This is a genomic window from Tsukamurella sp. 1534, assembly GCF_000312385.1.
In the GTDB taxonomy this organism is placed as follows: Bacteria; Actinomycetota; Actinomycetes; order Mycobacteriales; family Mycobacteriaceae; genus Tsukamurella.
The window spans coordinates 2,143,832-2,167,739 of record NZ_HE997626.1; the positions used below are offsets into that span (position 1 = coordinate 2,143,832).

Sequence of the window (23,908 nt, forward strand, 5' to 3'; positions counted from 1 at the left end):
ACCCCGGCCGGGACGGCCGCGGGCAGGGCCAGGGCGGCGGCCGCGGCCAGGGAGGCGGTGCGCAGCGCGCGGGCCAGCAGCGGTCGGGCCAGCAGCGGTCCGGCCAGCAGCGCCCCGCGCAGCACCGGCAGACACCGTCGGGCCAGGGACGCCCGCAGGGGCAGGGACGCGCGCAGCAGCCCCGGCGCCGCGCCACCCGCCCCGCCGGCTGATCACCGCGGCGAATCGGGTAGCGCGCTACTCGTTCGCGGCCGCGCGAACCGGGGTCGAATGGATCCCGGAGGTGCACCATGAACGAATCGGATCGGCGCCAAGGGTCCGCGGCGGACGGGATCGAGATCCGGGTGCGGCGCCTGATCGACGGTGGCCGGCCGTGCGAAGCGATCGACGCCGCGACGACGGCCGTGGCGCTCGCGCCGCTGCGCGAATCCGCGCAGCGCGCGCTGGTGCGGGCGCACCTGGCGGCCGGGGACCTCTGCGAGGCACGGGCCGCGGTGCAGCGGTACGCGCAGGTGACGCGGCGCGAGCTGGGCGCCGAACCCGCGCACGAGTTCTGGGCGATGGTCGGGATGTCGTCGTGGACCCATCGGCACCACAGCCGCGCCGACCGGCGATCAGCCCCCGCGGCTGATCCGCAGCACCTCGTCCTCCGTGGGCGGGCTCGCGGCGTGGTGGCTCAGGCACATCGGTGAGTGCAGGCGCACCGTCGACTGCCCGGACCCCAGGTAGAAGTCGCCCGGACCCAGCCCGCCGATCGCGTCGATCCGCCCTCCGCGGGCGGCCGCCAGATCCTTCGCGGCCTGGATCTGCACCGGCGCGTTGAGCTTCCCGTAGAAGTGGGTGGCGCTGTTCCCGACGACCTTGTTGTGCAGGCCCGTCGGCGACTGCGTCGCGAACACCAGCCCCAGTCCGTACTTTCGGGCCTGCGAGGCCAGCAGCAGCGTCGACTCCGTGGACGGCTTCACGGCCCCCGACGGGGCGATCTGCTGCGCCTCGTCCATCACCATCAGCCACCCCAGGGGCTCATCGCCCGCCGGGCGGCGCTTGATCCAGGAGAACAGCGCCAGCTGCAGCTGGGCGACGAACGTCTGCCGCTGCGTCTCGTCGGGCAGGCCGATCAGGCTGATCACCGAGATCCGCGCCCGCTTGCCGTCCGCCGGGGTGAGCAGCGCCGCCGGGGCCACGGCCTCGCCGCTGCCGCCGAGCAGCGGGTTGTTGATGAGCGCTGCCTGCAGGTTCTCCGCCAGGTCCGGGGCCAGCTTGTCGGCGCTGGCCAGGCTGCTGCGGCTCGAATCCCAGTCCCGCAGGAAGTCGGCGAAGCCCCGGATGTCGGAGCGGTCCACCTGCCGGGCGTACGCACCCAGCGCCTCGCGGAGGATCGCGCGTTGCTGCTCCCGTCGCGAACCGCCCACGCCCACATGCTGTTCCAGTGCGCTCGCGGACGCCTCCACGGCCATCATGAAGCCCTCCCGGGCCTCCTGCGCCTCGACCCCGTCGCCCCCGGTGCCCGCGCGCAGCGCCGCGAAGTCCGGAATGGGCTGCAGCACCAGCGGTCTCGCCGACGGGCGGTTCGGCGTCCACACCACCACATCGGTGTCGTCGAGGTAGCGCCGGGCCCGGTCCGCATCGCCGGGGCCCCAGCCCGACGGTGCCTCGGGCCACGCCTCGCCCAGCCGGGACAGGTCGTTGTTCGGGTCCAGCACGATCGCCGAGACGCCGCGCAGCGCGCACTCCTCGATGATCCGGCGCAGCAGCACCGTCTTCCCCGAGCCGGATCCGGCGAACACCGCCGTGTGCCTGCGCAGGTCGGCCGGGTCCACGGTGATCTCGCGGTCGCCCGCGGCGAGACCGACGACGATCGCGCCGTGCTCGGGGTCCGCCACCGCGACCGCGGCCGGGGGAGCGGCGGGCTCGGTACGGGCGGGCACCCCGCCCAGCATGATGTCGGCGACCGCACTCGACAACCCGCCCACGCGTCCCACTGCGTCTCCGGGGATGAGGCTGCGGGCCCGGCGGTTCGACGCCGGGGCGCGGCGGTCGGGCGCCGCCGCCGGCGGGGTCTCGAGCCCCGTGAACAGCCGCAGCCCGTGAGCCGGGCGGCGCGACGCGAGCCACTCGTCCAGCCCCTCGGGGGCGCTCGCGATGATCCGGCCGAGCGCGTCGAGCGACGCGAGATCGGCCTCGTCGAGGGGGAGGAGTTCCGCGCCGCGGTCCAGCGCGTCGGCGATCACCGCCGACGCCTTCGGGCTGGTGGGCCACGGCGTGGAGCGCAGCAGGAACAGCCGTCGGCGGTCCTGGCCCGCCGTGAGGCCGGCGCTCGTGGCGGCCGCCAGCACACGGTTGGTGGCCGCGACGGGGTTCGGCGCGGGCACGGCGCGGAACGCCCAGTGCTGCTCGTCCTCGACGCGGCCCGGGAGCCGGCGCCGCAGCCGCGCGTCCAACTGCTTTCCGCCGCGCTCGATCTGGAAGCCGTCGCCGCCGTCCTCCCGGGTCCAGGCGCGCAGGCCCCCGTCGAGCAGCGCCGCCATCCGCTTATCGGCGACGGCCTGGTCGGTCGCCACGTCGCCGACCCGCGCCGTCATCCGCAGCTTCGCGAACTGCGCGTCGATCGCCGCCAGGGCGTTCTCGGGAGCGGGCTCCGGCTCCGGCGGCGCAACGGCGGCGGTGGCCGCCCCGCGGCCGGGCCCGTCGTCGAACGAACCGAGCTCGAAATCCGTTCTGGTGGAGACACAGCTGCGGATGTGGGCGTCCACCCGGGTCAGCAGATCGCGCGGCGTGTGGTGCACGGCGCTCGCGAAGGCCTCCGGCGCGACCGGCCACGTGGGGTGCGGCGGCACGAAGTCCTTGGACCGGTACGCCGTGGCCAGGCGGCGCTCCACGATGGCGCGGGCCAGGGCACCGTCGGGCAGCGACTTCAGCGGGCCCACCACCCGGAACCGCGCCGCCACCGACGCGGTGGCCCTGCCGGACAACGTCTCCCACGCCGTCGGCAGCATGCAGGCGACGGTCACCGTGCGGTACAGGCCCTGCCGCAGCGCCATCAGTCCGTGACCCACCTGCTCGATCACCTCGTTCTCCGCGGCGTCCGGCGCCTCCAGCCGGGCGACGGACTGCGCCAGCAGCGTGTCGATCTGGTCGACCGCGAACACCGTGGCCCCCGTCTCGGCCATGAACGCCGAGACCGCGCGCACCGTCTCCACCGCGGGGAAGCCGTGCGCCGGCAGGCCCCAGTGCAGTCGCTCCGCCGCCGTCTCCTCGACCTCGATGTCCTCCAGGAACGCCGAACCCAGGTCCGCCAGACGGGAATCGGGGGAGGCCAGGAGCACCAGCGCGCGCAGCACCCCGTGGTACTGCCGCACCTGCGGGCGCCGCTTCGACATCGCCGCGACGAGCGCGTCCAGCCCCGCCGGGGTGGGCACCGCGTCGCCGGAGAACTCGCGGCGGTGCGCCCGCGACAGCCCCGCCTCGTCGGAGAGCAGCCAGATCAGCTGCTGCAGCTGCGTCTCGTGGTCCCGCGCCGGGCGGAGCAGGGAACTGCGCAACGAGGTGAGCGCCGCGCGCCAGAAGTCCGACGCGTCGAGCAGTTCCAGCAACACGAAGTAGTGGCCGCGGTTCTGGACCTCGTCGCGGAACCGGGTGAGCAGGTGCGTCTTCCCGGTCCCGGCGTTGCCGGTGACGACGAGGCCCGTCGGGGAGGCGCCGGTCGAGGCGACCGCGTCGCCGAGGGCGTCCTCGAGGTCCTCCCACACGTCGGTGTGCAGCCCCTCGACGTGGACGAACCGCGTTTCGGCGGCCGAGTCCCACACCTCCTCGTAGGTGGGCGCCCAGCTCAGGCGGACGGAACGCAGCGCGGCGCGCTGGACGTCGGAGAGCGTCATCCGGCCACCCGCATCGCGTGCAGGTACCGGCCGCCCAGGTACAGCGCTGCGGCGCGGTCCTCGGCGGTGAGGGCCTTGAGGTTGTCCTCGGCCACGATGTGCACGCCGGGCTCGGGGTACAGCGCGGCGAGCGCACCGTCGACCGCCTCCCGGGGGAGATCGACGGGGAGCGCCCCCCGCAGGTCCTTGAGGGCCACCCACGCGCCGGCCGCCGGCGCCGCGATCCGGTACGCCGCGAGCACCCGCTCGGTCACGTCGACCTCAGTCGCGGAATCGGACTGCGGTGCAGCGGACTCCGGCACCATCACCTCGCCGAGCGCGAGGGACTCGCGGCGCAGGTACCGGCCCAGGCCGGCGGCGAAGGTCAGCAGCGCCCGCAGCTGCGGGGTGGCGCGCGCCGGAGGCTCCGCCTCCAGCAGGTCGGCGGCGGCCGCCCAACCGCGGTCGGTGAGCGAGAGCGTCAGCGCGCGCCGGGCCCCGACCTCCACGTCGAGCAGGCCCCGCCGCACCAGCCGCTCCCGGGACGGCCTGTCCAGCGCCGGGCCCCGTCGGGCCAGGTCCGGGTTGCGCACCGGACCCGCCTCCGCGGCGAGCACCAGAAGGACCGCCGTCTCCGTGGCTGTCAGCCCGGCCGTCGACTCGCTCACCCGCGTCCCCCTCGCCGTCGATCAACGTACGCATTATGGACGGACTCCCCGGCGGCCCGCCGGACATCCGTCGGCGCGTCAGCACCGCCGCGCGACGGCGCGCCGGAACGATTTGAAGACGACCTGCGTGTTCGCCTATCATGGACCGGTTGCCTGAGTTCCGGGCGCGCTCGCGCATGCCCGCGGACGCAGGCGACGGACCGCGCGTGTTCGGGTCGGAATCCGACACGTATCTCATCCAGGTCTTTAGGAGACTAGCTAGTGATTCAGCAGGAATCGCGAGTGCGGGTCGCCGACAACACCGGCGCGAAGGAAATCCTTTGCATCCGGGTTCTCGGAGGAAGCTCGCGCCGCTACGCCGGCATCGGCGACGTCATCGTCGCCACCGTCAAGGACGCGATCCCCGGCGGCAACGTCAAGCGCGGCGAGGTCGTCAAGGCCGTGATCGTGCGCACCTCCAAGGAGCGCCGCCGTCCGGACGGGTCGTACATCAAGTTCGACGAGAACGCCGCCGTCATCATCAAGAACGACAACGATCCGCGTGGCACGCGCATCTTCGGCCCGGTCGGCCGCGAGCTGCGCGACAAGAAGTTCATGAAGATCGTCTCGCTGGCTCCGGAGGTGCTCTAGTCATGAAGGTGCACAAGGGCGACACCGTCATCGTGATCTCGGGCCCCGATAAGGGTGCCAAGGGCAAGGTCATCGAGGCCTTCCCCAAGAACGAGAAGGTCCTCGTCGAGGGCGTGAACCGGATCAAGAAGCACACCTCCGCGTCTGCGACCGCGCAGGGCGGGATCGAGGTCAAGGAGGCCCCGATCCACGCCTCGAACGTCATGGTCATCGACTCGGACGGCAACCCCACCCGCGTGGGCTACCGGACCGATGAGGAGACCGGCAAGCGCGTGCGGATTTCCCGCAAGAACGGGAAGGACATCTGATTATGAGCACCGCTGAGAAGACCCAGCCGCGCCTGAAGGCCCGGTACAAGGACGAGATCAAGTCCGCGCTGAACGACGAGTTCAAGTACGACAACGTGATGCAGATCCCGGGTGTCGTGAAGGTGGTCGTGAACATGGGCGTCGGCGACGCCGCCCGCGACGCCAAGCTGATCAACGGCGCGGTCGACGACCTCGCCCTGATCACCGGCCAGAAGCCGGAGATCCGCAAGGCCCGCAAGTCCATCGCGCAGTTCAAGCTGCGTGAGGGCATGCCGATCGGCGCGCGCGTCACGCTGCGCGGCGACCGCATGTGGGAGTTCCTCGATCGCCTCACCTCGATCGCGCTGCCCCGTATCCGCGACTTCCGCGGCCTCAACGGCAACCAGTTCGACGGCAACGGCAACTACACGTTCGGCCTGAACGAGCAGTCGATGTTCCACGAGATCGACGTGGACAAGATCGACCGCCCGCGCGGCATGGACATCACCGTCGTCACCACCGCCACCAACAATGAGGAAGGCCGTGCGCTCCTGAAGCACCTCGGCTTCCCCTTCAAGGAGAACTGAGCCATGGCAAAGAAGGCGCTGGTCAACAAGGCCAACAAGAAGCCGAAGTTCGCCGTTCGCGCGTACACCCGCTGCAACAAGTGCGGCCGCCCGCACTCGGTGTTCCGCAAGTTCGGCCTGTGCCGTGTGTGCCTGCGCGAGATGGCGCACAAGGGCGAGCTCCCCGGCGTGCACAAGAGCAGCTGGTGAGCCGAACCCGGGCCTGACCCGGGGCTGATCCACGCGAGGGCGCGCATCCCGGTTTCGGGGTGCGCGCCCTTCGTCGTGTCCGGGGTGGCGCGGTCGTGTCCGGGGTGGCGCGCGGGCCCGTGCGCAGGGCGAGGTGCATCACGAAACGGTTGCAGGATTCCTGGAGTTACCGACTGGTTCACTATGCTGTCATCTCATGTTGGTGCGTGCAGACGCCGCGCTCCCTCGCGGACCCCGGGATCGGAATCCCCGTCGTGCCTGGGGGAGGCGGGAATGGACCCGGGTGGTCGCGGTGATGGTCGCGTTCGTCCTCGCGATCGAGGCGGCCGCGATCCTCTACGGCTTGCGCGGCCCGGTGCGGCTGCTGCTCGACGATTTCGTCGGCCGGCCGATGGCCGGCGAGGTCAAGGTCGCGGCCCTCGCACTCGCCCTGATCTGCATGCCGAAGCGGCTGCGGTGGCCGTTCGTCGGCACCGTCGCCGGGGTGGAGGTGCTGTTCAACGCCGAACGCCTCATCGCGGGCGGCCCGATGCACTTCGGGAACGGCGTGATGTGGGCGCTCGCCGGGCTCGCGGTGTACGCCTCCTGGTGGCTGCGCGGCCGGGAGCAGGCGGTCACGCTCAAGGCCGTCGGCATCGCGGCCGTCCTGATCGTCACCAGCCGGGTCTCCGGGGTGTGGCTCGAACTCACCATGCAGGCGCTGCCCTACGTCGCCGACCACTTCGTGGAGATCGCCGACCGCGCGCTCGGCAGCCCGTCCTGGGTGATGGGCCGGTTCGTGCACGAGCACGGCTGGTACCTGTGGCTGATCACCAAGGTGTACACGTACCTGCCCGTCGGGGCGGCCGTGGTCGCCTACTTCCAACTGCGCCGCAGCTCCACCGAGGGCTTCCCGCGGCACCACATCGTGCGGTCGTTCATCCTGATCGGCGCCATCGGGCCGATCGTCTACTTCCTGTTCCCCGTCGTGGGCCCCGCCTACGCCTTCGGTGATCAGGTGCCCGGCGCCGGCTGGCTGAACGTGTGGCCGCACGTCCTGCCCACGTCGCTCGAGCCGGTGTCCGCGTACTTCAGCCAGCTCGCGCCGCGCAACTGCATGCCCAGCCTGCACACCGCCTGGGCCACCGCGATCCTGCTGCACGCGCTCCGCGGGCCGCGCATCGTCAAGGCGTTCGGCGTGTTCTGGTTCGTGTGCACCCTGTCCGCGACCCTCGGCATCGGCGCCCACTACGGCGTGGACCTCGTGGCCGGCTTCGTCTTCGCGCTCACCCTGGAGGCCGCGCTGGTACGGCCCGAGGACGGCTGGCACCGCCGCCGCGTGCTGACCGTCGCGGGTGGCGCGGCCGCGTTCGCCGCGATCCTGCTGTGCATCCGCTACCTCAGCGTGCCCATGGCCACCGGCGGGCCGATCGTCCCCGCGCTGCTGCTGGGGACCGCGGCCGCCGTGGCGTACGCGTTCTCGCGGGTCGCGTACCCGTCGAGCGGCGGGGTGCTGGCGGCCCCGTCGGGCATGGGCGAGCGGCCGGTCGTGGTCACCTCGCCGCTACCCTGAGCGGGTGGGTGAGTCCGGTGCGTAACCTCGTCGCGGCGGTGGTCGCGCTCGCGTTCGTGGGGCTGGTGGCGATGCGCTTCGCCGGCGCCCTGGGCGTGCTGTTCCTCGGCGGGGCGCTGGTGTGCGCGGTGATCGCCCTGCTCGGCGGTACCGGCCGCGGGGAGCGCCCCGCACGCGTCTCCGCGGCCGCCCCGTCGCGCCCCGCCGCCGCGGCGCCACCGTCGAACCGCGCCCTGTGGGAGCGTGCCGGATCCCGGCACGACGAGGTGCTCTCCGAATACGCCGCGTACGAGCTGAACCCCGAGATGCTGCTGCGGTTCCCCGCGATGTGGGACCTGAGCTCGCCCAAGGTGATGGCCTTCCACGACGCGCTGGAGCACGCGGGCGCCCTGCGCACCGACGCCTACCCCGGCGACGATCCCGGGGGCCGCGAGGCCGCCTCCGAGTACGTGGACGCCGTGACCGACCTGCGCACCACCTGGTACGCGGCGGACCGGTACGCGCGCAGCACCGGCTCCGCGGGGCTCGCAGAGGAGGACGTCAAGGACCTCGACCGCGGGCTCAAGCTGTACCGGCACGCGTCGGCCTCCTCATCGGCGGAGCGGGCGGCGTACCTGAACCAGGTGGTGGGCACCGTCGACCGGCTGGTGGACCGCGGCGTGCTGCACGCGGCCCCGCGGTTCCGCGCCGAGCTCGAGGCCGAGGCCCGCAAGGCGATCGAGGGCTGACCCGCTCCGCGAAAATGCTCTCCAGCGGCCGCTCGCGGCCACAGTGCACGCGCTCGCCCCGCTGAGCGAACATTCGCGAGGCGTGGGCTCCGAGACTTTGCCCAGTTTGTTACGTATGGTGTCTGTGTGACTGTAGTGACTCGAAGGCTGATGCTGGGCGCCGCGGCGGCTATTCCCGCCGCGATGGTGGCCGCGCGCGCCGCCGCCGATCCCGGCTCCGGCCCCGACTCCGGCGGCACCGGCGCGCCGGCGCCCGCCGCGCCTGCGCCGGCGGCTGGACGCTGGGCCGCGGAGCGCGCCGCCGAGTGGCGCAAGCAGGCGGGCTGGATGGTCGGCTGCAACTACATCAACGCCAACGCGGGCAACCAGTTCGAGATGTTCCAGGCGCAGACCTTCGACACCGCTCGCATCAACACCGAGCTCGGCTGGGCCCGCGGCGTGGGCATGAACGTGGTCCGCGTGTTCCTGCAGGACCAGCTGTGGACCGCAGACCCCGCCGGCTTCACCCAGCGCCTCGACACCTTCCTCACCATGGCGAACGCCAACGGCATCCGCGTCATGTTCGTGCTCTTCGACTCGTGCTGGGACCCGAACCCCAAGCCCGGCGTGCAGCGCGAGCCCAAGCCCGGGGTGCACAACTCCACGTGGGTGCAGAGCCCCGGCGCCGCCGTCCTGTCGTCGCCCGACACCTCGAAGCTGCAGGCCTACGCCACCGGCGTCGTGAAGGCCTTCGCCAACGACCCGCGCGTCGTGGCGTGGGACGTGTGGAACGAGCCGGAGAACCTCGCCGACTCCTACCCCCTCGCCCCGCCCGACAAGGTGGCCAAGGTCGCCCGGCTGCTCCCGAAGGCCTTCGAGTGGGCGCGCGCCGGTGGGCCCACGCAGCCGCTCACTTCCGGCGTGTGGGCCGATACCCGCCCCGAGATCCGTGCCATCCAGCTGGAGCAGTCCGATGTGATCAGCTTCCACTCCTACGATCCGCCGGAGAAGTTCCGCTCCATGGCCGCCGACCTGGCCGAACAGGGCCGGCCGCTGCTGCTCACCGAATACATGGCCCGCCCGCAGGGCAGCACCATCGAGACCATCCTGCCCATCTGCAAGGAACTCGGGATCGACGCCATGCAGTGGGGATTCGTCGCCGGCCGCAGCCAGACCTACTACCCGTGGGACTCCTGGAAGCAGCCGTACGTCGGGGCCCGCCAGCCGCAGCAGTGGTTCCACGACCTGCTCTGGCCCGACGGGCGGCCCTACCGGGACGCGGAGGTCGCGACGATGCGCACTCTGACCGGCCGCCCGCAGGCCGCCCCGGCGCCCGCGCAGGCGGCGCAACCGGCTCCGTCTCCCGCGCAACCCGCGCCGGGCCAGGCCGCGGCGCAGCCCGTTCCCGCGCAGGCGCAAGCGGCTCCCGCGCAGGCGCAGGCCGCGGCCCCGGGACTGCCCGCCCAGGGGTCTCCGCTGCCCGCTCAGGGCTCGCCGCTACCGGCGCAGGGCTCCCCCGTTCCCGGGGCGCAGTAGGCCCGGATCCGCTGCGCGTCAGCGCTCGGCGGTGACGAACGCCCCGTCGGTCCGGTAGTACGCCCGCGACGAGGAGTCCGGGCCGAGCCCCGCCTGCATCAGCGGCGGCAGGTCGCCGCGCGTCCACCCGGGCGACGTGGTGTCCCGGCCGATCTCCAGGCCGAGCGCGTGCGCGTCGACGGGCGGGATCGCGAACCGGCGCTCGAGATCCGCGCGCGCCCTCTCGATGCCGGCGGAGGAGACCACGCCGAGCGGGAACAGGTGGCTCCCCGCCGACCGGTCCGGCTTCAGCGTGACCACCGGGAACCGGCCGACGGTCTCCTTCAGCGTTCCGTACCGGCCCGCGCCGTCGACGGTGATCTCGACGGTGCCCCGATCGGGGCCGACCCAGTTCGCGTTCGGCGCGAACGCCTTGTACTCGATGCCGGAGAGCACCGGCTGCGCGGGATCGATCCCGTTGTCGCGCAAGAGCCGTTCGGCGACGGGCAGCAGCCCGTCGACCTTCGCGAGCGCGAGGTTGTCGGGGAGGTTTCCCGCCGGATCGGCCTCGAACTCCGTCGACGTGGCGACGGCGAAGGTGACCACCAGCTTCTGGTCCTGATCGCGGCGTTCGATGACGACGCCGTCCGCGGAGCTGCGACTCGTGCGGTCGATGCCCGCCTGATCGGCTGCGCGGTGAACCTTCTCGCGCGTGGCGGTGAGGTCGAGCGCGGCGAGGTCCGCGCGCCGGAACGCGGCGTTCGCGCGGTCGTTGGTGGCGCTGCGGCTCGCGGTGCCCCACGTCGCGCCGGACCGGGAATACGAGGAGTACACCGATTCGCCCTTGGCCAGGTCCAGCACGCGGATCTGGGTGGAATTGTCGTCGATGTCGATCTGCAGCAACGAGTTCGAGCCGCCCGGGAGGATCCGGTCGGCCTGATCGAGCGCACTGCGCAGTTCGGTCGACGGGTCGACCGCCGCCTCGTCGTCGGAGTCGCTGGAATCGGCGCCGCGATCCGCCGCGGACGAGGTGTGCGTGCCGACGCGCTCGGAGAGCAGGAGCGTGGCGGGAAGGCCCGCGGAGACGAGGGTGATCGCGGTGGCGAACACCGCGGTCGGCAGCGCGTACCCGGGCTGCCGGCGCAGCTGCAGCGCGAGCGCCGCCGCCACGACGAGGGTCCCGACGGCCCACGCGATCGCCGTGCCGCCGGAGGTGACCGAGGCACCGACCACTCCCGCGGTGGTGAGCACGGCCAGGGCGGCCACCGTCGCGAACGTGTTCACCGGACCTCCCCGGGCTCGAAGGGACCGCGCAAGCCTATCCGGGCGCCGCCGCCCCGCCGTGTCCGGTTCGCGTGTCCGGTTCGCGATCACGGTGAGCGCAACCGTCGCCCCCGCGCCTGCGCCGTCGTAGCGTCCCGCTCATGACCGCATCCGCCACGGGCACCCTGACCGCCATCATCGACGCCACCGGGGAGGCCGTGTCGCGCAACGTCGCGAACGCCCACGTCGTCTTCTCCGCCTCCGCCGAGCCGCAGGGCCCGGTCGGCAGTGTCACCACCGCCCGCCAGCACACCCTCGCCGTCGACGAGCCGCCGACGCTGGGCGGCGAGGACACCGCGATCAACCCGGTGGAGGCGTACCTCGGCGCGCTGCTCTCGTGCCAGGTGGTGACCTACCGCTTCTACGCGGACAAGCTGGGCATCACGATCGACGAGCTGAGGCTCGGCGCCGAGGGCGACCTCGACGTGCGTGGCTTCTTCGGCCTCGACGAGAACGTGCGCCCCGGCTTCACGGCCGTGCGGGTCACCGTCGACATCAGCGGGCCCGAGACCGAGGAGCGCTACCGCGAGCTGACCGCCACCGTCGACGCGCACTGCCCGGTGCTGGACCTGACGCAGAACGCCACGCCCGTGACCACGACGCTGCGGGTCGGCTAGGACGATCCGGCCGGCCGTGGCGGGCCCGACGCCGCGAGCAGGCCGTAGAACAGCAGCAGCGACGTCGCCGCGGCGAAGTTCAGCCGCAGGTCGCGCGCCCGGATGTGCATGCCCACCGCCACGCCGAAGTACAGGGTCAGCATGATCGCGGTGAGTCGCGCGAGCCCGGGGGAGCGGGGCGCCGCGGCCAGGCCGACGGCCGACGCGCCCTTGACGACGGGGAAGAACCAGCGGTACCGCATCGGGAACTCCACGTCCTCGAGGCACCGGCGGATGTAGGGGATGGGCCCGACGCACAGCGCGCCGTCCACGGCCTGGCCCGCCGCCGCGAGCTGGTAGAAGCGCGGATCCCGGATGACGTCGTCGACGGAGGTCATGACCGTACGGTACCGTACGGACTCATCGGAGTCCATGGGGTCGGCGAAGCGGGGGACGGCGTGCTGGAGGCGGTGAAACGGTCGACCGCGGCTGCTGTCGACCTCGGAACCAGGAAGTTCTGGCGGGCCACCGGTCGCCCGATCGACCTGGACGGCGAGGAGTACTGGCTGCGTGCGCCCACCGCGGGGCCCGGCCGGGTGGGTGCGGCGTGGCTGGAGGCCGAGGCCGCTCGGCGCGGCGGCCACGTGCACCACGCCCTCCCCGGGGCGGGCCTGATCGGCGACTGGGCGCAGCTGGCCGGGCCGGGGTTCGACCCGGCGGCGCTGCATCCGGCGATCGACGACTTCTACCGGCACACGGCGAACTGGCGGATGGAGGTATGGAGCAGCTGGTCACCGCAGTTCCGTCCGGGCGACGAACTGGTCACCCGCGGGTTCGGGAAGCGCGTGCAGCAGCTGGCGCTCCCGCTGGACCCCCTCGAGGTCTCCCGCGGCCTCGACGGCACGGTCTCGGTGCTCACCGATTCGACGGGCACGCAGGTCGCCGCCGGGTGGATCCGCACCCTCCGGCTCACCGGCGACGTGGTGTTCAGCGGCTGCTACACCACGCGGACCCTGCCCGGCGCGGACCGCCCCAGCGTGCACGTCACCTTCCCGCTGGAGGCGGGGAACCTCCAGGTGTTCCTCCGGCCCCACAACCGGGCCGGCGGCGCGCTCGAACTGTCGTCGCCGCCGGGCCGGTGGGGCGCCGACGGTGCCTATGTGGCGGTCCGCGACGCCGGCCGCGACCACGCCAAGCGGGTGCCGCTGCACGAATCCTTCCGCCTGTACGTCGACGACGAGCAGGTGCTGCGCACGGACCACGTGCTGCGCTTCGGTCGCGCGACGGCGCTGCGCCTGCACTACAGGCTCACCCGCCGGGAATGAAGGCGCTCCGCCCGTTCCAGCTGCCGTGTTCCGCGATCGGGCGGAACCGGTAGGTCGCGAACTCGTGGTGGAAGTCGCGGCGCCGGCGCTCCGCCATCGCGGCGGCGTGCCGCGCCGGATCGGGCACGTCGGCGTGGCCGTGGACCATGTCCGTCATGGCGCGCACCGAGTTCCAGACGGAGAAGGTGGAGATCGTGTTCGGCGGGCGCATCGCGGCGCACGCCAGCGTCGCCCCGGGGTGGTCGCGCACCAGGCGCTCGACCGGCCGCCCCCACTGCAGGAACCGCGGCACCTCGGGCAGGCGCATCCTCGCCAGGGTGACCGCGACCGCCGGCTCCGCGTCGTCCCACTCGCCGGCCCGGGCGGGGAGGCCCGGCAGCGCCGCGACCTCCGACCAGCGCCGCAGGAACGTCATCCGCACGTGCCAGCCCGACGCGAACCGTCGGCCGACGGTGCCGCCGCCCAGGAAGTCGTCGATCGCCGATTCCGAATCCCACCGGGCGAACATCGCGAGCCGGCGCAACTGCAGCCGGTCGGGCGACACGACCGGCGCCCCGAGCCGCATGAGCGCGAGGCACTCGGCGTACCGCAGGCCGCCGACATCCGCGGGGGAGGGAGGCCTGAACAGCAGCGACGTGGTCGTCGGTGCCGGGGATTCGACCAGGTGGAAGGTGAAGACCTCGGGGCCGGACCGTGTCATCCACCGGACGCTACGCCCCCGGCGCCGCTGTTCCCCGGCGACCGCTCCCCGTGCCGGTCCGGCGGGGCGGCGCACCGTCGGGCCCCGCGACCTCCGATTCGACTCTGACCGGGGATTTCCCTACACTAGTGAGGTTGCCTGTCGTGCGTGAGCACGGCCGGCGCGCTTCCCCGAACCGGTACGGATCCGTCCGACCGGTCCGGAATCCCTGCGGGGCAACGGCTCCGCAGGCCGGTTTGCTTCGTAGTAGGCCCACCGTCGGACGCATCAGGCCCGCCTCCCGCAGGCACCAGTGCGCCGTCGTTGCATGGGAACCGCTGCGAGAAAGGTAGACGAATCTGTCATGACCATGACTGATCCGATCGCAGACTTCTTGACCCGTCTGCGCAACGCCAACTCGGCGTACCACGATTCGGTGACCCTGCCGCACTCGAAGATCAAGGCGAACATCGCCGAGATCCTCAAGAAGGAGGGCTACATCACCGATTTCCGTACCGAGGACGCCGAGGTGGGCAAGAACCTCGTCGTTTCGCTGAAGTACGGCCCCAGCCGTGAGCGCTCGATCGCCGGCCTCCGCCGCGTGTCGAAGCCCGGTCTGCGCGTGTACGCGAAGTCCACCAACCTGCCGAAGGTCCTGGGCGGCCTGGGCGTGGCGATCATCTCCACGTCCGGTGGCCTCCTCACGGATCGCCAGGCAGCCAAGCAGGGCGTGGGCGGCGAAGTCCTCGCCTACGTCTGGTAAGGGGGCATACACACAATGTCGCGTATTGGTAAGCACCCCGTGGTCGTTCCCACGGGCGTCGACGTGCAGATCGCAGGACAGGACGTCACCGTCAAGGGCCCGAAGGGCCAGCTGGCGCTGACCGTCTCCGAGCCGATCACCGTCTCGAAGAATGATGAGGGCGCCGTGGTGGTGGCCCGTCCCGACGACGAGCGGCGCAACCGCGCGCTGCACGGCCTGTCGCGGACGCTGGTCCAGAACATGGTGACCGGTGTGACCGAGGGGTACACCAAGAAGCTGGAGATCTACGGCGTCGGTTACCGCGTGGCGCTCAAGGGCAAGGACCTCGAGTTCGCCCTGGGCTACAGCCACCCGGTGCCGATCGAGGCGCCCGAGGGCATCACCTTCGCCGTTGAGAGCCCGACCAAGTTCTCCGTGTCCGGCATCGACAAGCAGCAGGTCGGCCAGGTCTCGGCGGTCATCCGCAAGCTCCGTCGTCCCGACCCCTACAAGGGCAAGGGCATTCGCTACGAGGGTGAGCAGATCCGTCGCAAGGTCGGAAAGACGGGTAAGTAACTCATGGGAAACACAGCAACTCAGACCGATAGCGCCAAGCGCATCCCGGTGGGCAAGGACGTCTCGACTCGTCGTCGTACGTCGAAGGCCCGTCGTCACTTCCGCCTGCGCAAGAAGATCGAGGGCACCGCGGCCCGTCCGCGCCTCGTCGTCAAGCGCTCCAGCCGGCACATCCACGTGCAGCTGATCGACGACCTCAAGGGCCACACGCTGGCCTCGGCGTCGACCCTCGAGGCGGACGTCAAGGCCGCGGGCGGCGACAAGTCCGCCCAGAGCAAGAAGGTCGGCGAGCTCATCGCCGCCCGTGCCAAGGCCGCCGGTGTGGAGGCCGTGGTGTTCGACCGTGGTGGCAACAAGTACCACGGCCGCATCGCCGCGCTCGCGGACGCCGCTCGCGAAGGCGGGTTGACGTTCTGATGCAGACCACCAACACCCCGTTCCCCACCGAAGGAGAGGCAGCCTGATGCCCGGACGTCAGCGTCGTGACGGCGGCAACAATGGCCCCGCCGGTAACAACGGACCCGATAACAACAACAGCAACGACCGCCGCGGCGGTCGTGGCGGACGCGACCGCGATCAGCGCGGTGGCCGTGGTGACGCCGAGAAGAGCAACCACATCGAGAACGTGGTCACCATCAACCGCGTGTCGAAGGTCGTGAAGGGTGGTCGTCGCTTCAGCTTCACCGCCCTCGTGATCGTCGGTGACGGCCAGGGCATGGTCGGCGTCGGCTACGGCAAGGCCAAGGAAGTTCCCGCGGCCATCCAGAAGGGTGTCGAGGAGGCCCGGAAGAACTTCTTCCGCGTGCCGCTGATCGGCTCCACCATCACCCACCCGGTGCAGGGTGAGGCCGCGGCCGGCGTCGTGCTGCTGCGTCCCGCCAGCCCCGGTACCGGTGTGATCGCCGGTGGCGCCGTGCGTCCCGTGCTCGAGGCCGCGGGCGTCCACGACGTCATCGCCAAGAGCCTGGGCTCCGACAACGCCATCAACGTGGTGCACGCCACCGTGGCAGCGCTCAAGAGCCTGCAGCGTCCCGAGGAGGTCGCGGCTCGTCGCGGCCTGCCCATCGAGGACGTGGCTCCTGCGGGCATGCTGCGCGCGCGTGCGGGTCAGGGAGCGTAACTCATGGCACAGTTCAAGATCACCCAGGTGCGCGGCACCATCGGTACCAAGAAGAACCAGCGCGACAGCCTGCGGACTCTCGGCCTGAAGGGCATTCGGAAGAGTGTCGTTCGCGAGGACACCCCGCAGAACCGCGGCCTGATCCAGGTCGTGTCGCATCTCGTGGAAGTGGAGGAGGTGTAAGCAATGGCTATCAAGCTGCACGATCTCCGTCCCGCCAAGGGCGCGAAGACCGAGAAGACCCGCGTCGGCCGCGGTGAGAGCTCCAAGGGTAAGACCGCCGGTCGCGGCACCAAGGGCACCAAGGCCCGTAAGAACGTCCCCGTGGCGTTCGAGGGCGGTCAGATGCCGCTGCACATGCGGCTGCCGAAGCTCAAGGGCTTCAAGAACCGCAACCGGGTCGAGTACCAGGTCGTGAACGTGGGCGACATCGCCCGTCTGTTCCCGCAGGGCGGCACCGTCGGCATCGACGAGCTCGTCGCCGCCGGTGCGGTTCGCAAGAACCACATCGTCAAGGTGCTCGGCGACGGCGAGATCAGCGTCAAGGTGGACGTGACGGCGACCAAGGTCACCGGCGCCGCCAAGGCGAAGATCACCGCCGCCGGCGGCTCGGTCACCGAGCTCGCCGGTTCGGCCGCGTCCGAGTAGGACCGGTTCGTCACCGAAACGCGTAACCGCGGCAGGCGCCGGTAACGGTGCCTGCCGCGGTCGCGTTTCACCGGGTGGGTCGCCCCGCATCATGTCGGGCGGCACCGCCGTGAACAGCCGTGATGGGTACGGCTGTTAGAGTTCTAGCGTTTGCAGGAAATCAAAGGAAGACACGCCGCGGTGCCGCGGGCGCTGAGCGTGTCCAGTGAGCGTGCGGTGGCTTCCGGGTCGCCCTGCTGCCAGGAGGATGTGTGCTTTCGGCCCTAGTCCCGATCTTCCGGACCCCCGAGCTTCGGCGGAAGATCCTGATCGTCCTGGGCATCCTCGTGCTCTACAGGTTCGGTGCCACTCTGCCCTCCCCGGGCGTGAACTTCGGGAACGTCAGTCAGTGCGTCGACGACCTCTCCAAGGGCGCCAACGCCGATGTCTACTCGCTGATCAACATGTTCTCGGGCGGCGCGCTGCTGCAGCTGTCCGTGTTCGCGATCGGCATCATGCCGTACATCACGGCGTCGATCATCATCCAGCTGTTGATGGTCGTCATCCCCCGGTTCGAGACCCTTCGTAAGGAGGGCCAGGCCGGGCAGGCCAAGATCACGCAGTACACCCGCTACCTGACGGTGGCGCTGGCACTGCTGCAGGCCACCGCCATCGTGGCGATGGCCTCGCGCGGCCAGCTGCTCCAGGGCTGCACCAAGCCGATCCTGGCGAACAACGACGTCTTCTCGCTCATCGTCATCGTGGTCACCATGACCGCGGGCGCCGTGCTGGTCATGTGGTTCGGCGAGCTGATCACCGAGCGCGGCATCGGCAACGGCATGTCGCTGCTGATCTTCGCCGGCATCGCGTCGCGCCTGCCCGCCGACGGCCAGAAGATCCTGGAGAGCCGCGGCGGCCTCGTCTTCGGCCTCGTCTGCTTCGCGGTGCTCCTGATCATCATCGCGGTGGTCTTCGTCGAGCAGGGCCAGCGCCGCATCCCGGTCCAGTACGCCAAGCGCATGGTGGGCCGCAAGATGTACGGCGGCTCGTCGACGTACCTGCCGCTGAAGGTCAACACCGCCGGCGTCATCCCGGTCATCTTCGCCTCGTCGCTGCTGTACCTGCCGCAGCTGGTGATCCAGCTGGTGGCCAACGGCTCCTCCGCGGGCTGGGTGCAGTGGATCCAGTCGAATCTGGTGAACCCGGGCAGCTGGGTCCACATCCTCGTGTACTTTGCGCTCATCGTGTTCTTCACGTACTTCTACGTGGCGATCACGTTCAATCCGGAGGAACGCGCCGATGAGATGAAGAAGTTCGGCGGCTTCATCCCGGGCATCCGCCCGGGCAAGCCCACGGCGGACTACCTGAACTACGTGCTTCAGCGGATCACCCTCCCGGGCTCGCTGTACCTGGGCATCATTGCGATCCTCCCGAACCTGTTCCTCGAGCTGGGCGGTGGCGGCGGTGGCTCCATGAGCAACCTGCCGTTCGGCGGCACGATGGTCCTGATCATCGTGGTCGTGGCACTCGACACCACCAAGCAGATCGAGAGCCAATTGATGCAACGCAACTACGAAGGATTCCTGAAGTGAGACTGGTTATTCTCGGCCCTCCCGGGGCAGGCAAGGGCACGCAGGCCGAAAGGCTCTCGGAGAAGTACGGAATCCCCCACATCTCGACAGGCGACCTGTTCCGCGCGAACATCAGCGAGGGCACGGATCTCGGCGTCGAGGCGAAGAAGTACATGGACGCCGGCGAGCTCGTCCCGTCGTCGGTCACCGTGAAGATGGTGCGCTCGCGCCTCGAGGAGCCGGACGCCAAGAACGGCTTCATCCTCGACGGCTTCCCGCGCTCCACCGATCAGGCCGACGCCCTCGCCGAGATCCTCGAGCAGCGCGGCGAGAAGCTGGACGCCGTCGTCTCCTTCGACGTCCCCGAGGACACCCTGGTCGAGCGCATGCTGGCCCGCGGCCGCGCGGACGACACCGAGGACGTCATCCGCAACCGGATGCGCGTGTACACGCAGCAGACCGCGCCGCTGCTCGACTACTACGGCGACTTCGTGACCCACATCGACGCCGTCGGCACCGTCGACGAGGTGCTGGTGCGCGTCACCACGCAGCTCGACAAGTGAGCAGATTCCGCCGTAAGAAGACCGTCCCCTTCCGCTCCGCGGGAGAGGTCGACGCGATGGCCGCCGCGGGCGCCGTCGTGGGCCGCGCGCTCGTCGCGGTCCGCGACGCCGCCCGCGTCGGCGTTTCCACCCTCGACCTCGACGAGGTCGCCGAGACGGTGATCCGCGAGGCGGGCGCCGTCCCGTCGTTCAAGGGCTACCACGGCTTCCCCGGCTCGATCTGCGCCTCGGTCAACGAGGTCGTGGTGCACGGCATCCCGAACCGGGAGACGGTGCTCGCCGAGGGCGACCTCGTGTCCATCGACTGCGGCGCCATCCTGGACGGCTGGCACGGCGATTCGGCGTGGTCGTTCGGCGTGGGGGAGCTGTCCGAGGAGGACCGGGACCTGTCCGACGCCACCCGCCTCGCGATGGAGGCCGGGATCGCGGCGATGGTCGACGGTGCGCGGCTCACCGACGTCTCGCACGCCATCGAGACGGCCACCTACGCGCAGGCCGCGCGGCTCGGCCGCGACTTCTTCATCGTGGACGGTTACGGCGGGCACGGCATCGGCCGCGAGATGCACATGGAGCCGTTCCTCGCCAACGAAGGCGACCCGGGCAAAGGGCCGCAGCTGGTGATCGGGTCGACGCTCGCCGTCGAGCCCATGCTCACCCTCGGCACCCCGGACACGTCGGTCCTCGACGACGACTGGACCGTCGTCACCGACGACGGTTCGCGGTCCGCCCACTGGGAGCACACCGTCGCGGTCACGGCCGACGGTCCGCGCATCCTCACCCTCCGCCCCTGAGCCCGGCCCGGACCTGCGTCGATGGCCTTCCTCTTGACCCTCACGCGACGTGAGCCCCCAGTGTGATCGGTGTGAACGGAGGAAGGCCCGGAGTGGACGGCGCGGAGCACACCGTGGGTGTGATCGCGCGGATGACCGGCGTGAGCGTGCGCACCCTGCACCACTACGACGAGATCGGTCTCGTGGTGCCGTCGGGGCGCACGCCCGCCGGGTACCGCGTGTACTCGGCCGGCGACGTGGAGCGCCTGCACCAGGTGCTCACGTACCGCGAGCTGGGCTTCCCGCTCGAGCAGATCGCGACCCTGCTCGACGACCCGTCGGCGGATGCCCTCGCGCATCTGGAGGAGCAACGGAAGCTCCTGTCCGAGCGGATCGACCGTTTGCACCGGATGGTCGCCGCTGTGGAGGAAATGATGAACAGCAAGAAGAGCGGCATCGCGCTGACCACCGAGGAGCAGGTCGAGATCTTCGGTGACAACTGGCTCGGCGACGAGTACGCCGAGGAGGCCGAGCAGCGCTGGGGCGACACCGACGCCTGGAAGCAGGGCCGGGCCCGCACCGCGACGTTCACCAAGGACGACTGGAAGCGGATCAAGGCCGAGGGCGACGCCCTCGAGGCCGCGTTCGCCGACGCTCTCGCCCGGGGCGTCGCGCCCGGTTCGGAGGAGGCGAACGCGCTGGCCGAGCGGCACCGGACCGCGATCGAGACGTACTACGACTGCGATCACGCGATGCAGGTGAATCTCGCCGAGATGTACGTCGCCGACCCGCGGTTCGCGAAGCACTACGACGACATCGCGCCGGGCCTCGCCCAGTGGCTGCGCGACGCGATCGTCGCGAACGCGGAGGCCCGGTAGCGAACCGGGCCCTGTTGGCCGAGTGTGAACCCGTCGGGCGGGCGCGGACGTGGGAAACCGCGCCGCGCCCGTTCGTCGGAGTAAGTACGCTGGTCACGTGGACTGGATGCAGTACTGGTGGCTGATCTTCGTGTTCGGCGGCTCGGCGAGTGCTGCGGTGAAGGGCGTGTCCGCCTGGAACGAGCGCCGCGCCGCGCGGCGGCTGGAGAAGTACCGCATCAAACAGGAGACCAAGGTCGCGATCGCGCAGGCGCAGGGCATGGGCCGGATCGACGCGGCCGCGGTGCAGAAGGAGCTCGAGCGCGCGGTCGCCGAGCACGACGCGGTGGACGAGCGCTGGTTCGGCTACGAGACCGACCTCGCCACCATCCTCGACTTCCCGATGATGATCGACATGCGGGAGCCGCTCACCGTCGACTTCCACAAGGCCAAGCGGCGCGCGGACCTGCTGCGCCCGCACACCCCCGACGCGCTCGACGGGGTGGACGACTACCGCGCAGCGGTGCACGCCTACGCCGCCGCGTTCGACGTGGCGGAGCAGGAGGCGAAGCGCCGGCGGCGCGGCGATTTCGATCCGATGGAGCAGGAGCGGCTCGCCCGCGCGCAGCGGCTCCTGGCGGTGGCCCTCGACGGGGCGGCGACGGGGGCCGAGCGGCAGCAGGCCTACCAGCGGGCCCGCAGGGAGTTGGAGGGCCTGATCGATCTGCCGAAGCCCGCCACCGTCGCGCTGGAGCGCCAGGTCCGCGCGGCCCTGGAACGCTGATCGCACTCGTTTACGTACAGCCGCGCCGCACGGCGGCGGTCCAGGCGCCGTCGTCCCGGAGGACGGAACGGACGGCCTGCCGGAACCACCGCAGCGCGCGCACGCGGACCCCTTACTCCGCCTTGGCCGCAGCGGCGGCCGCGAGGCCCAGCTCGATGTCGGCGACGATGTCGTCGATGTGCTCGATGCCGACGGCGAGGCGCACGAGGCCCGGCGTGACTCCGGCCTCGAGCTGCTCCTGCTCGGTGAGCTGCGAATGCGTCGTGGACGCGGGGTGGATCACCAGCGACCGCACGTCGCCGATGTTGGCGACGTGGCTGTGCAGCTGCAGGGCGTCGACGAACGCCTTGCCGGCGGGCACGCCGCCGGCGAGCTCGAACGCGACGATGGCGCCGGCGCCCTGGGGGAGCAGCTCCTTCGCCCGGTCGTGCCACTTCGAGGAGGGCAGCCCGGCGTAGATGACCTCGGTGACGCCGTCCCGGCCGTCGAGGAACTCGGCCACCTTCTGGGCGTTCGCGACGTGCCGCTCGACGCGCAGGCTCAGCGTCTCGATGCCCTGGCTGAGCAGGAACGCGTTGAACGGGGAGATCGCGGGGCCCAGGTCGCGCAGCAGCTGGACGCGGGCCTTGAGCGCGAAGGCGGGCGCGCCGAGGTCGGCGAACACGACGCCGTGGTAGGACGGGTCGGGGGTGGTGAAGTTCGGGTGCCGGCCCTGAGTCCAGTCGAAGTTGCCGCCGTCCACGATGACGCCGCCGATGGCCGCGCCGTGGCCGCCGAGGTACTTGGTGGCGGAGTGCACCACGATGTCGGCGCCGTGCTCGAGCGGGCGCAGCAGGTACGGGGTGGCCACCGTGTTGTCCACGATGAGCGGAACGCCGCTCTCGTGCGCGACGCCGGCCACGCCCGCCACGTCGAGGACGTGGCCGCGGGGGTTGGAGATGGTCTCGGCGAAGAAGGCGCGGGTGTTCGGGCGGACCGCGGCGCGCCACTGCTCGAGGTCGTCGGGGTCCTCGACGAAGGTGACCTCGACGCCGAGCTTGGCGAGCGTGTAGTGCAGCAGGTTGTAGGTGCCGCCGTACAGGTACGGGGAGCTGACGATGTGGTCGCCGGACTCGGCGACGTTGAGGATCGCGAGCGATTCGGCGGCCTGCCCCGAGGCCACGAGCAGCGCGGCAACGCCGCCCTCGAGCGCCGCGACCCGCTGCTCCACCGCGTCCTGGGTGGGGTTCATGATCCGGGTGTAGATGTTCCCGGGCTCGGCGAGCCCGAACAGCGCCGCGGCGTGATCGGTGTTGTCGAACGTGTACGAGGTGGTCTGGTAGATCGGGAGCGCACGCGCGTTGGTGGTCCCGTCGGGCGTCTGCCCGGCGTGGATCTGCGTGGTCTCGAAGTTCCAGGTGGGGCTGTCCGGATCAGTCATGGCCCCGATACAAGTGCACGCCCGCTGCGATGTCCAGACTTTGGCTCATACTGTAGGGAAATGGACGACGAGATCGTGGCGCTGTACGACGCCGCGGGGCAGCCCAGCGGGCGGGCGCCGCGGTCCCGCGTGCGGGCCGAGAACCTGCGGCACGGCACCACCGCGATCCTCGTCTTCGACTCCGCCGGGCGGATCTACGTGCATCGCCGCACCGCGATCAAGGACGTGTACCCGGGGCTGCGCGACTTCTGCGCCGGCGGGGTGCTGCTGGCGGGGGAGTCGCCGGACGACGGTGCCGCCCGCGAGGCCTTCGAGGAGCTCGGGGTGCACGGGGTGGCGTTGCGCCCCGTCGGGGCCCGCGGGTACGAGGATCCGGTGACCCGGTTCGTGTGCTTCCGGTACGTCTGCACGTACGACGGTGCGATCACCTGGCAGCCCGAGGAGGTGGCCGGCGGCGAGTGGATGGAGCCCGCGGAACTCGTCGCCGCGGTGGCCGCGGACCCCGCGGATTTCGTGCCGGATTCGGTCGCGACGGGGATGGATCTCGTCGGCGCGGGGCCGGACTTCGGACACGATTCGTCCGACGAGTAGCATCCGCGTAGAATGGGCAGGTAGCGCGGCGTACGCCGCACCGTTCATCGTGTCTCAACCGCGGTGGATGGAGGGCGCACACGGCGCCCGACTAACACACAGGATCGTGGAGGGTATGGCCAAGAAGGACGGAGCCATCGAGGTGGAGGGCCGCGTGATCGAGCCCCTGCCCAACGCTATGTTCCGCATCGAGCTGGAGAACGGGCACAAGGTGCTCGCGCACATCAGCGGCAAGATGCGTCAGCATTACATTCGTATTCTGCCCGAGGATCGCGTGGTCGTGGAGCTGTCGCCGTACGACCTGACCCGCGGGCGCATCGTCTACCGGTACAAGTGATCCGGTAGCGCCGGCGCGTCGAGCGCGGGTACGAG

28 protein-coding genes and 2 pseudogenes are annotated in these 23,908 nt (G+C 71.1%); 24 read left to right on the plus strand and 6 right to left on the minus strand.

Translation table 11 applies throughout. The features are described from left to right. Together BN39_RS23215 and BN39_RS22760 are read left to right on the plus strand one after the other, a co-directional pair. Window positions 1–212, plus strand: a pseudogene (locus BN39_RS23215) (ATP-dependent helicase); the annotation flags it as partial. A 78-nt stretch (window positions 213–290) separates the two neighbouring features. After that, window positions 291–692: a bacterial transcriptional activator domain-containing protein gene (locus tag BN39_RS22760; protein ID WP_081585988.1), complete on the plus strand. Its 402-nt coding sequence runs from the start codon at window positions 291–293 to the stop codon at window positions 690–692. On the opposite strand, the gene BN39_RS10400 is transcribed toward BN39_RS22760, so the two are convergent. Both BN39_RS10400 and BN39_RS10405 read right to left on the minus strand, forming a co-directional pair. After that, the gene (locus tag BN39_RS10400) at window positions 615–3,878 is read right to left on the minus strand and encodes a helicase HerA domain-containing protein (protein WP_019202336.1); all 3,264 of its coding nucleotides are present in this window, start codon (window positions 3,876–3,878) and stop codon (window positions 615–617) included. The genes BN39_RS22760 and BN39_RS10400 overlap by 78 nt on opposite strands. Then, on the minus strand, window positions 3,875–4,525 hold the full coding sequence (locus BN39_RS10405) for a hypothetical protein (protein ID WP_019202337.1): 651 nt from the start codon (window positions 4,523–4,525) through the stop codon (window positions 3,875–3,877). The genes BN39_RS10400 and BN39_RS10405 overlap by 4 nt, the downstream gene beginning before the upstream one ends. 261 nt (window positions 4,526–4,786) lie before the next feature. Here BN39_RS10405 and rplN point away from each other — a divergent pair, with 261 nt between their 5' ends. The 7 genes and pseudogenes from rplN to BN39_RS10440 form a co-directional block, all read left to right on the plus strand. Further along, window positions 4,787–5,155, plus strand: coding sequence for a 50S ribosomal protein L14 (gene rplN, locus BN39_RS10410; protein WP_019202338.1), 369 nt, complete (start codon window positions 4,787–4,789; stop codon window positions 5,153–5,155). Window positions 5,156–5,157: 2 nt separating this feature from the next. Further along, window positions 5,158–5,463: a 50S ribosomal protein L24 gene (gene rplX / locus BN39_RS10415; RefSeq protein ID WP_019202339.1), complete on the plus strand. Its 306-nt coding sequence runs from the start codon at window positions 5,158–5,160 to the stop codon at window positions 5,461–5,463. Window positions 5,464–5,465: 2 nt separating this feature from the next. Continuing rightward, window positions 5,466–6,029, plus strand: coding sequence for a 50S ribosomal protein L5 (rplE, locus tag BN39_RS10420; protein ID WP_019202340.1), 564 nt, complete (start codon window positions 5,466–5,468; stop codon window positions 6,027–6,029). Window positions 6,030–6,032: 3 nt separating this feature from the next. Next, window positions 6,033–6,218 carry a type Z 30S ribosomal protein S14 gene (locus BN39_RS10425; RefSeq protein ID WP_019202341.1) on the plus strand — a complete coding sequence of 62 codons (186 nt, stop codon included), beginning with the start codon at window positions 6,033–6,035 and terminating at the stop codon, window positions 6,216–6,218. Window positions 6,219–6,501: 283 nt separating this feature from the next. After that, window positions 6,502–7,770 carry a phosphatase PAP2 family protein gene (locus BN39_RS10430; RefSeq protein ID WP_019202342.1) on the plus strand — a complete coding sequence of 423 codons (1,269 nt, stop codon included), beginning with the start codon at window positions 6,502–6,504 and terminating at the stop codon, window positions 7,768–7,770. 8 nt (window positions 7,771–7,778) lie between these two features. After that, a complete protein-coding gene (locus BN39_RS10435; protein WP_148281462.1) occupies window positions 7,779–8,498 on the plus strand; it encodes a hypothetical protein in 720 nt (239 codons plus the stop codon). Between the two features lie 183 nt (window positions 8,499–8,681). Next, window positions 8,682–9,797: pseudogene (locus BN39_RS10440) on the plus strand (cellulase family glycosylhydrolase); the annotation flags it as partial. 234 nt (window positions 9,798–10,031) lie between these two features. Here the strand turns inward: BN39_RS10440 and BN39_RS22225 are convergent. After that, window positions 10,032–11,276: a hypothetical protein gene (locus BN39_RS22225; protein WP_019202345.1), complete on the minus strand. Its 1,245-nt coding sequence runs from the start codon at window positions 11,274–11,276 to the stop codon at window positions 10,032–10,034. A gap of 140 nt (window positions 11,277–11,416) precedes the next feature. Here BN39_RS22225 and BN39_RS10450 point away from each other — a divergent pair, with 140 nt between their 5' ends. Then, complete coding sequence (locus tag BN39_RS10450) at window positions 11,417–11,932, plus strand: OsmC family protein (RefSeq protein ID WP_019202346.1); 516 nt, start codon at window positions 11,417–11,419, stop codon at window positions 11,930–11,932. On the opposite strand, the gene BN39_RS10455 is transcribed toward BN39_RS10450, so the two are convergent. Further along, the gene (locus tag BN39_RS10455; protein WP_019202347.1) at window positions 11,929–12,309 is read right to left on the minus strand and encodes a DoxX family protein; all 381 of its coding nucleotides are present in this window, start codon (window positions 12,307–12,309) and stop codon (window positions 11,929–11,931) included. The genes BN39_RS10450 and BN39_RS10455 overlap by 4 nt on opposite strands. A 60-nt stretch (window positions 12,310–12,369) precedes the next feature. Between BN39_RS10455 and BN39_RS10460 the strand changes: the two genes are divergently transcribed. Beyond that, a complete protein-coding gene (locus BN39_RS10460) occupies window positions 12,370–13,236 on the plus strand; it encodes a hypothetical protein (RefSeq protein WP_019202348.1) in 867 nt (288 codons plus the stop codon). On the opposite strand, the gene BN39_RS10465 is transcribed toward BN39_RS10460, so the two are convergent. Continuing rightward, window positions 13,220–13,936 carry a hypothetical protein gene (locus BN39_RS10465; protein ID WP_019202349.1) on the minus strand — a complete coding sequence of 239 codons (717 nt, stop codon included), beginning with the start codon at window positions 13,934–13,936 and terminating at the stop codon, window positions 13,220–13,222. The genes BN39_RS10460 and BN39_RS10465 overlap by 17 nt on opposite strands. Window positions 13,937–14,279: 343 nt before the next feature. On the opposite strand from BN39_RS10465, the gene rpsH reads away from it, so the two are divergent. From rpsH to BN39_RS10520, 11 genes are all read left to right on the plus strand, one after another. Further along, window positions 14,280–14,678 (plus strand): 30S ribosomal protein S8, encoded by a 399-nt coding sequence (gene rpsH / locus BN39_RS10470; protein ID WP_019202350.1) that lies wholly within the window; start codon window positions 14,280–14,282, stop codon window positions 14,676–14,678. A gap of 15 nt (window positions 14,679–14,693) precedes the next feature. Further along, the gene (gene rplF, locus BN39_RS10475) at window positions 14,694–15,233 is read left to right on the plus strand and encodes a 50S ribosomal protein L6 (protein ID WP_019202351.1); all 540 of its coding nucleotides are present in this window, start codon (window positions 14,694–14,696) and stop codon (window positions 15,231–15,233) included. A gap of 3 nt (window positions 15,234–15,236) precedes the next feature. After that, window positions 15,237–15,650 carry a 50S ribosomal protein L18 gene (rplR, locus tag BN39_RS10480; RefSeq protein ID WP_040766156.1) on the plus strand — a complete coding sequence of 138 codons (414 nt, stop codon included), beginning with the start codon at window positions 15,237–15,239 and terminating at the stop codon, window positions 15,648–15,650. A gap of 46 nt (window positions 15,651–15,696) precedes the next feature. Next, window positions 15,697–16,353, plus strand: a complete 657-nt coding sequence (gene rpsE, locus BN39_RS10485) for a 30S ribosomal protein S5 (RefSeq protein ID WP_019202353.1) — start codon at window positions 15,697–15,699, stop codon at window positions 16,351–16,353. Between the two features lie 3 nt (window positions 16,354–16,356). Continuing rightward, window positions 16,357–16,536, plus strand: a complete 180-nt coding sequence (gene rpmD / locus BN39_RS10490) for a 50S ribosomal protein L30 (RefSeq protein WP_019202354.1) — start codon at window positions 16,357–16,359, stop codon at window positions 16,534–16,536. Window positions 16,537–16,539: 3 nt separating this feature from the next. Then, entirely contained in the window at window positions 16,540–17,001 is a 462-nt protein-coding gene (gene rplO, locus BN39_RS10495; RefSeq protein ID WP_019202355.1) for a 50S ribosomal protein L15, read from the plus strand. 251 nt (window positions 17,002–17,252) lie between these two features. Further along, a complete protein-coding gene (secY, locus tag BN39_RS10500; protein WP_019202356.1) occupies window positions 17,253–18,572 on the plus strand; it encodes a preprotein translocase subunit SecY in 1,320 nt (439 codons plus the stop codon). Then, window positions 18,569–19,114 (plus strand): adenylate kinase, encoded by a 546-nt coding sequence (locus BN39_RS10505; protein WP_019202357.1) that lies wholly within the window; start codon window positions 18,569–18,571, stop codon window positions 19,112–19,114. Before secY ends, BN39_RS10505 begins: the two co-directional genes overlap by 4 nt. After that, complete coding sequence (map, locus tag BN39_RS10510) at window positions 19,111–19,905, plus strand: type I methionyl aminopeptidase (protein WP_019202358.1); 795 nt, start codon at window positions 19,111–19,113, stop codon at window positions 19,903–19,905. Before BN39_RS10505 ends, map begins: the two co-directional genes overlap by 4 nt. A 92-nt stretch (window positions 19,906–19,997) precedes the next feature. Next, window positions 19,998–20,762 (plus strand): MerR family transcriptional regulator, encoded by a 765-nt coding sequence (locus BN39_RS10515; protein WP_019202359.1) that lies wholly within the window; start codon window positions 19,998–20,000, stop codon window positions 20,760–20,762. A 106-nt stretch (window positions 20,763–20,868) separates the two neighbouring features. Further along, entirely contained in the window at window positions 20,869–21,525 is a 657-nt protein-coding gene (locus BN39_RS10520) for a hypothetical protein (protein WP_051158998.1), read from the plus strand. A 112-nt stretch (window positions 21,526–21,637) separates the two neighbouring features. Here BN39_RS10520 and BN39_RS10525 read toward each other — a convergent pair whose 3' ends face one another. Then, window positions 21,638–22,945 carry a bifunctional o-acetylhomoserine/o-acetylserine sulfhydrylase gene (locus BN39_RS10525; RefSeq protein ID WP_019202362.1) on the minus strand — a complete coding sequence of 436 codons (1,308 nt, stop codon included), beginning with the start codon at window positions 22,943–22,945 and terminating at the stop codon, window positions 21,638–21,640. Between the two features lie 60 nt (window positions 22,946–23,005). Between BN39_RS10525 and BN39_RS10530 the strand changes: the two genes are divergently transcribed. Further along, window positions 23,006–23,536 carry an NUDIX domain-containing protein gene (locus tag BN39_RS10530; protein ID WP_019202363.1) on the plus strand — a complete coding sequence of 177 codons (531 nt, stop codon included), beginning with the start codon at window positions 23,006–23,008 and terminating at the stop codon, window positions 23,534–23,536. Between the two features lie 115 nt (window positions 23,537–23,651). Beyond that, entirely contained in the window at window positions 23,652–23,873 is a 222-nt protein-coding gene (gene infA, locus BN39_RS10535) for a translation initiation factor IF-1 (RefSeq protein ID WP_006554587.1), read from the plus strand. Window positions 23,874–23,908: the final 35 nt, after the last annotated feature.